General features: G+C 40.7%; 18 protein-coding genes. 12 read left to right on the top strand and 6 right to left on the bottom strand.

Going from position 1 to position 12,233, the window contains the following annotated elements:
- Positions 1-11: 11 nt before the first annotated feature.
- From V7O66_RS03745 to V7O66_RS03730, 4 genes are all read left to right on the top strand, one after another.
- Positions 12-728, top strand: a complete 717-nt coding sequence (locus tag V7O66_RS03745) for a DUF4386 domain-containing protein (protein WP_406661636.1) — start codon at positions 12-14, stop codon at positions 726-728.
- Positions 729-744: 16 nt separating this feature from the next.
- Positions 745-1,503: a DUF4386 domain-containing protein gene (locus V7O66_RS03740; protein WP_406661635.1), complete on the top strand. Its 759-nt coding sequence runs from the start codon at positions 745-747 to the stop codon at positions 1,501-1,503.
- A gap of 181 nt (positions 1,504-1,684) precedes the next feature.
- Positions 1,685-2,008 (top strand): transcriptional regulator, encoded by a 324-nt coding sequence (locus V7O66_RS03735; protein ID WP_406662566.1) that lies wholly within the window; start codon positions 1,685-1,687, stop codon positions 2,006-2,008.
- Positions 2,009-2,347: 339 nt separating this feature from the next.
- Positions 2,348-3,130, top strand: coding sequence for a sulfide-dependent adenosine diphosphate thiazole synthase (locus V7O66_RS03730; protein WP_406661634.1), 783 nt, complete (start codon positions 2,348-2,350; stop codon positions 3,128-3,130).
- 98 nt (positions 3,131-3,228) lie between these two features.
- On the opposite strand, the gene V7O66_RS03725 is transcribed toward V7O66_RS03730, so the two are convergent.
- The 3 genes from V7O66_RS03725 to V7O66_RS03715 all read right to left on the bottom strand — a co-directional run bounded on the left by V7O66_RS03725 (position 3,229) and on the right by V7O66_RS03715 (position 5,321).
- Positions 3,229-4,014: an ABC transporter permease gene (locus tag V7O66_RS03725; protein ID WP_406661633.1), complete on the bottom strand. Its 786-nt coding sequence runs from the start codon at positions 4,012-4,014 to the stop codon at positions 3,229-3,231.
- The gene (locus V7O66_RS03720) at positions 4,015-4,644 is read right to left on the bottom strand and encodes an ATP-binding cassette domain-containing protein (protein WP_406661632.1); all 630 of its coding nucleotides are present in this window, start codon (positions 4,642-4,644) and stop codon (positions 4,015-4,017) included.
- A 365-nt stretch (positions 4,645-5,009) separates the two neighbouring features.
- Entirely contained in the window at positions 5,010-5,321 is a 312-nt protein-coding gene (locus tag V7O66_RS03715; RefSeq protein ID WP_406661631.1) for a cupin domain-containing protein, read from the bottom strand.
- Positions 5,322-5,550: 229 nt separating this feature from the next.
- Here V7O66_RS03715 and V7O66_RS03710 point away from each other — a divergent pair, with 229 nt between their 5' ends.
- A complete protein-coding gene (locus V7O66_RS03710; protein WP_406661630.1) occupies positions 5,551-5,940 on the top strand; it encodes a hypothetical protein in 390 nt (129 codons plus the stop codon).
- Positions 5,937-6,221 carry a GYD domain-containing protein gene (locus V7O66_RS03705; RefSeq protein WP_406661629.1) on the top strand — a complete coding sequence of 95 codons (285 nt, stop codon included), beginning with the start codon at positions 5,937-5,939 and terminating at the stop codon, positions 6,219-6,221. Before V7O66_RS03710 ends, V7O66_RS03705 begins: the two co-directional genes overlap by 4 nt.
- A 93-nt stretch (positions 6,222-6,314) precedes the next feature.
- Here the strand turns inward: V7O66_RS03705 and V7O66_RS03700 are convergent, their stop codons facing one another.
- The 3 genes from V7O66_RS03700 to V7O66_RS03690 form a co-directional block, all read right to left on the bottom strand.
- On the bottom strand, positions 6,315-6,932 hold the full coding sequence (locus tag V7O66_RS03700) for a SagB/ThcOx family dehydrogenase (protein WP_406661628.1): 618 nt from the start codon (positions 6,930-6,932) through the stop codon (positions 6,315-6,317).
- Entirely contained in the window at positions 6,933-7,175 is a 243-nt protein-coding gene (locus V7O66_RS03695; protein ID WP_406661627.1) for a metal-sulfur cluster assembly factor, read from the bottom strand.
- A gap of 380 nt (positions 7,176-7,555) precedes the next feature.
- Positions 7,556-8,209: a flavodoxin family protein gene (locus V7O66_RS03690; protein ID WP_406661626.1), complete on the bottom strand. Its 654-nt coding sequence runs from the start codon at positions 8,207-8,209 to the stop codon at positions 7,556-7,558.
- A 104-nt stretch (positions 8,210-8,313) separates the two neighbouring features.
- Between V7O66_RS03690 and V7O66_RS03685 the strand changes: the two genes are divergently transcribed.
- The 6 genes from V7O66_RS03685 (at position 8,314) to V7O66_RS03660 (ending at position 12,123) form a co-directional block, all read left to right on the top strand.
- On the top strand, positions 8,314-8,763 hold the full coding sequence (locus V7O66_RS03685; protein ID WP_406662564.1) for a transposase: 450 nt from the start codon (positions 8,314-8,316) through the stop codon (positions 8,761-8,763).
- 162 nt (positions 8,764-8,925) lie between these two features.
- Positions 8,926-9,504: a TetR/AcrR family transcriptional regulator gene (locus V7O66_RS03680; protein ID WP_406661625.1), complete on the top strand. Its 579-nt coding sequence runs from the start codon at positions 8,926-8,928 to the stop codon at positions 9,502-9,504.
- Between the two features lie 83 nt (positions 9,505-9,587).
- Complete coding sequence (locus V7O66_RS03675) at positions 9,588-10,790, top strand: aldo/keto reductase (RefSeq protein WP_406661624.1); 1,203 nt, start codon at positions 9,588-9,590, stop codon at positions 10,788-10,790.
- Between the two features lie 430 nt (positions 10,791-11,220).
- Positions 11,221-11,610 carry a hypothetical protein gene (locus V7O66_RS03670; RefSeq protein WP_406661623.1) on the top strand — a complete coding sequence of 130 codons (390 nt, stop codon included), beginning with the start codon at positions 11,221-11,223 and terminating at the stop codon, positions 11,608-11,610.
- A 21-nt stretch (positions 11,611-11,631) separates the two neighbouring features.
- The gene (locus V7O66_RS03665) at positions 11,632-11,730 is read left to right on the top strand and encodes a PEF-CTERM sorting domain-containing protein (protein WP_406662562.1); all 99 of its coding nucleotides are present in this window, start codon (positions 11,632-11,634) and stop codon (positions 11,728-11,730) included.
- A gap of 156 nt (positions 11,731-11,886) precedes the next feature.
- Positions 11,887-12,123, top strand: a complete 237-nt coding sequence (locus V7O66_RS03660; protein WP_406661622.1) for a hypothetical protein — start codon at positions 11,887-11,889, stop codon at positions 12,121-12,123.
- Positions 12,124-12,233 lie beyond the last annotated feature (110 nt).

Raw genomic sequence — 12,233 nt, 5'->3', positions numbered from 1 at the left:
GGGAGAACAAAATGAATGAAAACAGAAAGACCGCAATAATTGTGGGTGTATTGTTCATAATTGCGACAGTTGCATACTCACTTGGTGTTATTTTATTAGACCCAATTCTAGGTGCTTCAGATTATCTTACTATTGCTTCTGGAAATGAGAAACAGGTGATAATGGGATCGTTCCTTGTGTTGATCGATGCCGTTGCAGTTGCTGGTATTGGAATTATGATATATCCAATTCTAAAAAAGCATAATGAAGCTTTAGCTCTTGGGTACGCTGGTGCTAGGATCGCGGAGGGCGTACTTTTTACTGTTAATGTGATCGCCATACTAACACTATTGGCATTAAGTCAGGACTTCGTGAAGGCGGGAGCTCTGGATGCTTCCTATTATCAAACCTTTGGCACTATATTACTAGCAGCAGTCGATTTGGCCTTTTTGTTTGGGTTCGCAGTTGCTTTTACACTATCTGCTCTGATCTTGAACTATTTATTATATCGATCAAAACTCGTTCCCCGATGGATATCAGGCTGGGGTTTTGTTGCAGCCTTACTGTTGTGGGTATATTATTTATTGGAACCTTTCAGCATTGATCTACTTGGTATTCTATTCATTCCAATAGCCATACAGGAAATAGTTTTTGCAGTATGGCTTATTGTTAAAGGATTTGATCCATCTGCAATCGATTCCGAGTCTGCAAAAACAGAGATTAACGAGATAATTACCAGATCAAAGTAAAATAGGATGAATTGAAATGACAAACAGTATCATCGATACATCACAACATAAAGCTGCAAGAGTTGCAGGCTTCATGTTCCTATTTAGCTTAATAGTTCCTTCACTTAACTGGGCTTTTGTGCTTTCCAAACTTATTGTTGCAGAAAATGTCATGGCGACGGCCAATAATATCATGGCTAACGAATTGCTATTTCGTCTTGGCATTGCCATCGAGCTATTCATGTCTGTTGGTTTGATAGTGTTGGCTCTGGCTCTTTATATAATACTCAAACCGGTAAACAAGGATCTTGCTTTGCTTGCACTTTCATTGAAGTTGGCAGAGGCGGTTATAGTGGCGGTTATTGTGCTTGCCTCTTTTATTGCTTTGCAGATCTTAAATGGAGAAGCATATTTGACAGCATTTTCACCAGAGCAGTTGCAGGCTCCAGTCGGATTTCTTCTCAACAAACATACTGTTCTATTTTCCATTCCCATGGTATTTCTTGGGATGGATATGATAGTATTCTCTTATTTGTTTTTCAGATCGAAGTATATACCCAGAATATTAGCCGGCTTTGGAGTACTTTCATTTGTACTTATCTTCATTCACGCTCTGATGTATATTCTGGCACCCAAATACGCAATGATGCTGATAACCCAAACCATTTTTTATGTACCGAGCGGTCTTTTTGAATTAATAATTGGTATGTGGCTTTTGTTTAAAGGTATAAAGGTCCAACAGGGAGATATTCGGGCTTCTGAATCTGCCAAAACAGATACAAATGAGATAAAATGAGTAAATCTAAAAAATGCAAAATAGCCTGTTCATTCACCTGAAAATATCCGTCTTCAAAATATCATAATCATCGAAACTTGAACCTATGATTAATTTACAACAACTTCACTATAGTGAATAGGTATATAAGATACGGCAAACTATATGTTATTGTGAAGTGTCCGAAGGTATTATCATGAAAATGGAAACTCCTTGTCAGGCAGTAGTATGGGATGTTCTTCCTGCGATACGTGCAGCACTTGCGGTTGAACTTGTGAACAATGGCATTGCTCAAAAGGAAGTTGCGAAACTTTTTGATATGGCGCCTTCAGCCGTTTCCCAGTACCTGACCAAAAAACGAGGTTACCGTATCACATTCGATGAAGATATACAAGAGGCGATATCCCGTCTGGCAGTTGAGATACAGGAAGGCAAGATCGATAACGTTTCTGCAAAGATATGTGATATATGCAGACGTTTGAGGACCGGGGATGATGCTTGTCCTGCGGGACCTGTTGAATTATAACTATTTTTTATTTTACGAACTATTGTTGATCTGGTATCAGCTTTTGCTTTGCTGATTATTTTGTTCTACTCTTTTTGTTGTCTTATATTCCTTTTTTCCATTTTATTATGGTTTATTTTTTTATCTTTTTACTATCAAGCGCAATGAGTAAATAGTAGATTGCCGATTCACTATTGTGAATTCACTATTGTGAATTTAGGGTTTAGTTAGATAACGGAGTTGTCGCATGTTCGAATGCTAATCGGATATTTGTTACCATTCCTCATTCTGGCTCTAAATCTGATTAGAACAGGAAAAGTCCCTGTCAAATTTGCATATCATCTCTTAAAAGGTGGGTATATGAATCAATTTGCAAAAGCTACTGAAAAAGACATAACACGTTCGATAGTTGAAGAATTTACAGCAGATTTCCTTGATCACATTGAAAGCGATGTGATAATCGTTGGTGGTGGACCGAGTGGTCTGGTAGCTGCCCGCGACCTTGCTTCAAAGGGTATAAAAACTGTAGTTCTTGAAGCAAACAATTATTTTGGTGGAGGGTTCTGGTTAGGCGGTTACCTCATGAACAAGGTCACTGTAAGGGCTCCTGCACAGAGATTCTTTGATCAGCTCGGTGTCCCGTATAAGAAATATCAAGAAGGTCTCTATGTCGCAGACGCACCCTCTGCATGTTCAAAACTAATCTCTGCTGCATGTGATGCCGGAGTTTTCATGTTGAACATGAACAAATTCGATGATGTTGTTCTCAGGAACGGTCGTGTTGCAGGTGCTGTAACTAACTGGACTCCGGTCTCCGCTCTTCCTCGTGCGATCACCTGTGTTGATCCCGTGGCTCTGGAAGCAAAATGTCTTATCGATGCCACAGGTCATGATGCAGTTGTCGCAAATTCCCTCCAGAAACGCGGTCTGATCGAAATGAAGGGCTTTTCCGGAATGGATGTAGAAAATTCCGAAGATGCTGTGGCAGACAATGCTTCTGAGATATTCCCGGGACTTGTGGTTACAGGTATGGCGGTAGCAACTCATTTTGGTCTTTCGAGAATGGGGCCTACCTTTGGTGGTATGTTACAATCCGGCGAGAATGCTGCAAAGATAGCTGAAGCGATCGTAAAGTCCGTATGATCCTTGTTTAAACAGGTAGTTTATCTACCTGTTCTTCTTTTGATTTTATGATGGATAGTTAACGATTTATGGAGTTGCCGATATCTGTCTTAATTAATTCACCTAAAAATATCCTTCTTCAAAATACCATAGTCGTCAAAGCTTGAGCGGATCATCATGAATATACCGATGGCAACCGTCATCACTGTGGTAACATAGATTCCGACCATTATGGCCATCTGATACTTGACTGCAAGAAGTGGACTGGAACCTGCAATGATCTGACCGGTCATCATTCCCGGTAATGCAACTATACCGATGGTGGACATATTTGCAATGGAGGGTTTCAATGCCAGATTGAGACTTTTCTTTGCATAGGGAAGGATGGCTTCATGTTTCTTTGCACCCAGTGACAGGCTGTACAGATAACGATTTTCGTTTCTTTTTATAGTATTATAAAAGCTGCTAATGCTTATGATATTGCCACGAAGGGAATTACCAAGGAACATTCCGAATATGGGTATCAAAAATCGGGCATCAAAAAGGTTCTCGAGGTTCACCACGAACATATTGAAGTAAAGGAGTACTAGGAAATTACCCAGTATAAATGAAACTGCTGTCGGTAATAGCAACTTCTTTAGATCAAGTTTGATATCGCTTATTGTAGTATGGGTTGCCATGAGGATCATTACCAATAACCACAACAGGTTCACCACAGAATTGTTCAGATCAAACAATACTGTCAGGAAAACACCCACAAAAGCAAGTTGCACGATCATCCTTGAAACCGAAACAAATGTTTCCTTTATAATCCCGAGTTTAAGATAGTAACTTACAAAAACAGGAATTGCAAGCAAAAGGAAACATGCCACCAGGGACAGATAACTAATATCGTAGACTTCCATTCAAACACCCACCGGTAAGATTTTCACATTTTCCTTTTCCCAGACATCATCATGGGAGATTATCACCAGGGTCCAATCCTTGCGTTCCAGGAAATAATTAGCTACCTTTTCCTTCAATGCAGCATCAAGGGATGAAGTAATCTCGTCAAGCAGGTAGATGTCCTTTCCAATGAGCACTGACATTATGATACCTATCCGCTGCTTCTCGCCACCGGATAAGTCCTCGAAATTCATATCAAGAACATCTTTCTCAAAACCAAGATATACAAGCAGCCTTCGAAGCTTGGTACGGTCCAGTTTTCCTTCGTTGAAGGAATAAGAGAATACCTCCTCTATGAATTCATTCACAGAGCCTTCATAGATGTCGAGGTCCTGGGACACATAAGCTATCCTTTTCCTTGCATCCCATACAGTATTACTGTCAAGGAGCTCGCCTTTAAAATAGAGACTACCGTTTGTTGGATGTGCAAAACCCATGGGCATCTTCAAAAGTGTGGATTTGCCTGCACCAGACCTGCCTTTCAAGAGGATGCGGTCTCCTTTGTGAATATCTAAATCGAAGTGCGATAACACTTCCTTATCACCATAGCTTATGGAGACATCCTTATACTTCAAAAGTTCAGAATTCATGGGTTTTTGATCACCTGATGATGTAGAGATTATTATGTCAAATCCTTGTATACCAGGAAGGTAACATAACCATTGCTGCTAGAATAGGATTATAACCATTACTGCACACGAATCTATATGAAAGTATTTATCCAAAAAATGGATATTTTGCACATTCGTTAACATGTATTTTATTTTCGTGTTATTTTAATTGAACAAAATCTTCATCATGGAAAAAGAATGTATGCAGGAACAAAAAAGAGAGCTTCAAAAGTGCTCCGAGATAAATATTAAAAATAAATGAAAGTCGAGAGAAAAGTGGTTGATACAATTCTCACCATCTTCCCACTTCGTTCCCACCTCCTTATCACTTTCTTTGATCAAGTCTATTTTGTCAGGCAAAGCAGTATTGCCAGATCTTCATCTGCCTTAAGAGAATGAGGTGCGTTTGCTGGCATGAAAATAAAAGTGCCTTCCTTCATTTCGATGTCCTTATCGAATAACCTGAAAATACCTTTTCCTTTCAGTACCTGAACCGCTCCTGTTTTCGTAGATGTGTGTTCATCAATGTTCGTTCCGGCAGCAAGGCACATCAGAGTATAATTATAGCCTTCATCCTTGGCAAGAACCGTACTGAAAATTCCCTCAGAGGGGAACTGCATCAATTCACTCAGATCTTTTGAAAATCCCTTGTCCATATTTATCACCTCTCTTCAATAAAAGCAGTACTAAGAATCTCTTCTTCGTGAGGAAGAACATCATCGTTTACCCCTGTTTTCGATTAATATCGATGTTCATTATCCCTTATTTTAGAATAAACATTTGATAACTTATCATTATATCTATTCGTAAACATATAAAGATAAGAGGGAATGTGAGACGAGGGAAATAGCATACCTGAAAACAGATAAAACTATTGGCTTGTGGATGGATGAACTTAATCCGAAGAAGAACACAGAATCTGCGTACCTATCAGCTTTTAAACTGTACACTGATTACACAGGCATGACACCGCTTGAACTGTTAACGGAAGCTGAAAACGACATCAAGTCAGGGATACTGCCACGTGAAAGAGCAATAAAAAGACATTTGAGCGGATTCAGAAAGCACTTACAGAGTAAGGAATATGCACCAATTAGCATTAGAAACATAATTGGTGGAGTCACATCCTTTTACCGATGCTATGACATTGATATCCCCCATACATGGATATTCGAAAATGAAGGATTGAAAGTCTTGCGGTTATCGAGACATCACAATCTATATATCCAAATGGAAACGAATTTCAATTACAGGGAAAACGGGGGAGAATTATGACAAAGTACATAATAATTTCAAGAATGACAGAACATGGTGCAGAGACATTGAAGAAGCATCCTGAAAGGATAAAAGAGGTCAATGAAGAGCTCGAAGAGATAGGGGTGAGGGTGCTGGAGCAGTTCTTCGTACTGGGCAGATTCGATTTCCTGACCATAGTCGAGGCAGAGGATGAGAAAGCCATATCCAACACCGTTGTGGAGCTTATGGCAAGAGGTACCATCAAGACCGAGACCTTCATGGCAATACCCATAGACGATTTCATAGCATCTCTTGAGTAAGAGAAAATATTTCAGTAGACGGTAAATAGTAAAATGGAAGGAAATGGACCCGCTGATAACGGGTCAGCCTTCAGCCTTTTTTTGCCTTGATCTTCAGACATAACCAATGGGTAGGATCAGTAGCGGTTTTTCACTGGATTGCAGACCAATGTCATCCGCTACATCATCGTCATAGAAGGCGCCAACTGCACATGTTCCTATACCCAGAGGAATTGCCTGAAGGTAGACGTTCTGGGCAGCAAAACCCACCTCGATATGGGCATACCGGATTCCCCTGTCACCGTATTTTATCATCGTGCGGGAATACTCAGCAGCTATCACAATATCAGCAGCAGCGTTTTTTATCTGGGGCTGTGAGAGTGAGACTTCTGAGAGCTCTTTCCTCCTGTCACCCTCTGCGGTCAGGACAAGTGAATGACCCTCTGGAACGTACCTGTACACACCTGGATCAAGTCCCCTGACATTACCTGCCACAAGGTAGATCTCCAGAGGATAGAGGGCACCTGCAGAAGGGGCCGTCCTGAAACCCATCGAGGACGTCACACCCTGGGCAGCCCAGAGCAGCTGGGACACATCCTCCAGGGACAGCTGCCTGTCAGAATACGAACGCTCTGACCTGCGCATTACCAGTGCCTCCTCAATGGACACACCGCCCGTGAACTCTGGCGAGGGAAGTGCGATCTCGGGCGAGAACAGACCTTCGGAATCCATTCACTCGACCCCTAGTTTCTTCTTTGTTTCTTCAGACATGCGATTGGGAGTCCATGGTGGGTCCCATTCAAGCTCGGCCACAGCCTCCTTGACACCCTCCATTGCCTCAACCTTCTGCCTCACATTCTCTGCCATGAACTCATACATAGGACAGGGCAGGGTGGTCAGTGTCATCTCCACATGTACCCTTTCACCCTCGACATCCACCCCATAAACAAGCCCGAGGTCAACTATGTTCACCATTATCTCAGGGTCATAGCAGGTGTTGACAGCAGGGCAATAAGCATAACTAAAAAAGCAAATAAGATTCCAAAAGAAACTATTATACTCTGTTTCGTTCTCATTCTAACTCCCCTTTAAAATACCCCATGAGTGATGTACAAATATTTTGTACATTATAATATTGGTTTTAAAATACGATATATTTTTGGCTTTGTAGAAATCGTCTACAATAACAAAGATGTAAACTTGTTCGTAGACAATTAGAGTCGCTCCTTTTTGTTTTGGTGGTCACAAAACAATTTGGAGCACTAATTCTTAAACGAATTCATGCTTAGAATATTAAGCAGGTATTAGGCTTTCTACTGAGCCGAATACCTCTCAAATGTTAAACTTTGGACCAGTTATTCTGAGCTTAAAGCTTTTGCTATCTTTTGCCCCAGTTCTTTTGCCCCCTTAACAGCTTCTGGTTGATCCTCAAATCTATTGATACCCACCGACTCTACCGTGGCCTCAGGACCAAAGATCATCCTTAGTCCACTGGTATCACATTCATTACCATATCCGCAACTGACACAGGGTACATTACCCAGTACCTTCACTCCTCCTATGAAGTTCATGCTCTCTTCCATCATATAGAACATGACTGCGCTGATGCCGTTATCACAGGCGGGAGGCATCATCTCATTCGTTTCAGGAATGGCGCATGTCATTATCGCCCCACCGGGTTTTCCCTGCATGAACCCATATTTATGGCGGAGAGGATAGAGTCGCTCGATAAATGCCTTTGTACGGGAATCAATTGTAGAATACGGTGTGTAACCTGCGATGATAAGGGCATCTGCCTCTTTGGCCTTTTCAGCCAGCATGATCCCATCATCCTTGATAACACACACATTCGTGTCAACACATTTTAAACAGGCGATACAAGGCTGAATGTTATAGTCTTTCAGCTTAATAAATTCAGTTTCTAATCCGGTAGCATCTAAAGCAGTTTTTAATGCTCTATCTGTGTTACTATCCGGCCTAGGTGACCCCGATACTCCAAGAACTTTCATATTTACCCTCCAGATTGGATTATTATCTAATTAATCTATCATTCGAACCTAATGGAATAAACATCTTTTCTTCAGTCTGTCACACTTAGAATGAACATTCAAAAATAAAACTATCAGCGTTTTTCTACAGACGGATATATTTCATAATTCCATTAAGAGATAGAAATAGAAAGAGAATAAGTGGGAAATATAGAAGAAGGTTGAGTAAAAGGTTTGATAGAAGAATCTATCATAAAAGAAACATTGTTGAAACAGTGTTCTCGGTCCTGAAAAGAGTATATGGGGAAGAGATCAAGGCAAGAAAATTCAGGAATCATGTTAAAGAAATCAAAATAAAATTGATACTGTATAATATCAACAAATCTACAAAAATTATATTCGTTTTAGTTGTCGTAGAGGATTTCTACAAAGCCATATTTTTGGAATCTGAATTACTAAACGTAATTACTAATTTGAATAATAAAGGCAGTTACCTAAAAAGTGAAGTTCTATGCAAAATCAGGATGTATCGAGCTTGTAAAAAATATATGTTTACCAATACTTATAAATATTAACTTATATGTTTGCATGATCTTTAGCAGGCTCACCACCATCAACGAAAAGATGCTGAAACTGAGAGATGAGATGATTTAGGTCTATTTTGAATTATGTGTAAAGGCTTATATATAAACAACAATGATGACTGATTAGTCAATATATTCAATGTGAGTCAAAACATGAGTAATCAGGTCAAAGATAAAAGAACTGCAATAATGGATGCAGCCCTGAAACTCTTTACTGAAAGAGGTTTTCATGGTACATCCACCGCACTGATCTCAAAGGAGGCGGGTGTCTCCACTGGTAGCCTTTTCAACTACTTTGCTACCAAAGAGGAGCTCATAAACAGCCTATATTTCGAGGTAAAGAGCCGGTTGAGTGCCTGTGTAAGAACAGGACTTGAACCTGAGGCTTCCTTTGAGGAACAGATGAGACAACTATGGTCAAATTTCATTAGCTGTGGTGTGAATAATCCCGAAGAGTTCCACTTTGTAGGACAGTTCTGCTCTTCCCCTTATATCACAAAACTCACTCGTGAAGAAGCAACGAAGGAGTATGAATTCATCCGTACTCTGATAGATGAAGGCTTCAGGAGTGAAAAAACCAAAGATCATTCTATGGAACTAACAATGGCAATCTTTTACCAGTCCAGCAGGGCAGTGGTAGAGCTTATTCTAAATACCGGTCGTCTGGAGAATATAGACGATATCATCGAGGACGGATTTCAGTTGCTCTGGAGAGGCATGGCTCCAGAATGATTTTTTTCGCATAGGTCAAAGTGACCAGTCAATCAGAATTTGATACAAATCAATTATAATACAGGGATACAAGGAAAATAGAAATGCTGTACAGAACAATGCCAAAGAACGGGGACGAACTCTCAATACTGGGATTCGGAGCCATGCGCCTTCCAATGAAGGAAGATGGAATGATTGATGAAGAAAGAGCTACAAAGCAGATCCGCTATGCCATTGATAGTGGTGTAAATTACGTGGATACTGCATGGCCATATCACATGGGACAGAGCGAACCATTCCTCAGCCGTGCGCTTAGCGATGGATACCGGGAAAAGGTCAAACTTGCAACAAAACTTCCCACGTGGATGATCGAGAGCCGGGAGGATATGGACAAATTCCTGAATGCCCAGCTTGAGAAACTCAACACCGACCATATCGACTATTATCTTATTCACAGCCTTATGGGAGAATCATGGAGTAACGTAGAAAAACTCGGAATCATTGACTTCCTGGACAAAGCAAAAGCTGATGGCCGCATAATCAATGCAGGTTTTTCATTCCACGGAGCACCTGACGAATTCAAACCAATAGTAGATGCTTACGACTGGGATTTCTGCCTGATCCAGTACAACTTCCTGGATGAAAAACTTCAGGCAGGAACCGAAGGTCTGAAGTATGCAGCCTCAAAGGACATTGGCGTGATCATCATGGAACCTTTGCGTGGAGGAAGCCTTGCAGGAAAAGTTCCACATGCAGTAGAAGATATCTGGAATGAAGCTCCCACAAAACGCACAGCTGCAGAATGGGCTCTGCGCTGGGTCTGGAATCATCCTGAAGTCACAGTTGTCCTGAGCGGCATGAACGAGGAAGCTCACATCGAGGAAAATCTGAAGATAGCAGGAGAAGCACTGCCTGATTCCCTGACAGAAAACGAGCTGGAACTTGTCGGGAAAGCCGAGAAGAAGTATCGTGAGCTCATGAAAGCCGGATGTACCGGATGCAGTTACTGTATGCCCTGTCCGGTTGGTGTAGATATTCCTGTCTGTTTCGAACTATACAACAGCCTGAACATGTTCGGTGACAAAGACCAGACAAAATTCATGTATGCAGCAAGGCTAAGTGGAGTAACAGGCGGTGAACCCGGTCTTGCATCCCTCTGTGTGCAATGTGGCAAGTGTCTGGAAAAATGTCCACAGCATCTAGATATTCCAACATTCCTCGAATATGTGGTCGAGGATCTCGAAGGACCTGACCTTGAGCAGAGGATTGGAATGGCAAAAATGTTCCTGAAGAATAAGGACATCTGATATTTTCGGATTATTTCAGTATAAGCGAATATCCTGATAATCAGGATATTTGCATTTACTTTTTTGGATTATATGAACCAGTTGTTTTGGAACAAATGTAAGCTGAAAACTCATTGTAGATTAAATGAGAGTTATAGAATTGTTTTGAAATTACGATTTAGTTCTTGTATCCATCTTGCTAGGAGGATGGGACTTAGATTTTCTATAATCTCTTCATAGCTCTCTTTAGTACCCGTTTGATCCAGCGTAGAGTTTCTCGGCTGCAGCAATTTATTGTACGCTTGAGCTTATATCATTCATTATTAACCCCGTTAGCCTTTTAATGAACAAATTTTCGAATCATAGTTTCACAAAGAATATAGTGCAATGTAAAGCAAATATAAATGATATGTAAAAACTCAGATTTTATATGATTCATGGGGGAATCAAAATGAGAATTAAACATAATATGGTTGTTTGCATTGAAATATCCTTGATATTTCTGATAATGTTCGCGGGGACTGCTGCTGCTACTACTGCTGCTGGTATTATGGGGCCATGCAAGGTTACTCTGACTCAGGATGACGATACTAATACTGTGGGCACCCAGCATACAGTTAGAGCAAAAGTAGAACTTACGGATTCAAATGGCAACCCCACCGGACTTCCTACGCTGTCGACTAGCGTGGATTTTGTAATCGCTGGTCCAAATTTCCTTAAATCTCGCACTATTTATACGAATCTAAATGATGGAGTAGCAACCTTCACGTACATGGGAGAATACGAGGGTACTGATCGTATCACAGCATCTGTGGACACTCCAACAAATGTTGAAGAATAAAATCCAGTCTATAAAAAGTGGATTCCAGAGCAAACTGATATCCCAGAATTCCCAACCATTGCACTCCCAGTAGTTGCCATACTCGGTCTGGCATTCTTCTTCCAACGCAGGAGAAACTAAAATTAAAATGTGGATTTGAACATCTGGTAAACAGATGTTTAATTCTTTCGTTTGGATATTTATTTTGAGGAGTATTCTACATCAGATCTTGATCAGTACTACTGGTTCATCAATGACAGCGAGGACACCACAAGATACTCTTCGGGGAATAGAGTATTGGAAGTCAATAAGGTTGAAATGCAGGACTTAGAGGGCAATAGGATTGAAACATATCTCGACATCAAGATAATTTTCAACCCTATTGCTCTCAAGCTCTTGCATCTCAACCTTATTGGCTTCCTTGCCGATATACACACATCCAGTAGGCTTCAAATGTCTCCTTTGAAGAATCCCAATATCCCCTTCAAATTTAGCTTCTGGGTGATTTATGTAACCAAGGAAAATATCGCTTAATGGCTTCCAGTTATTTTCCCTTTTGAGATATAATTAAAAATGAAAGCAAAAGAGATGTAAGTTACAAATTACCACATCATCCATAGAAACAGATTTTAACCCTTCACCCC

The organism is Methanolobus sp. ZRKC3 (assembly GCF_045291275.1).
Lineage (GTDB): Archaea > Halobacteriota > Methanosarcinia > Methanosarcinales > Methanosarcinaceae > Methanolobus.
This window is presented reverse-complemented; position numbering and strand designations above follow the sequence as displayed.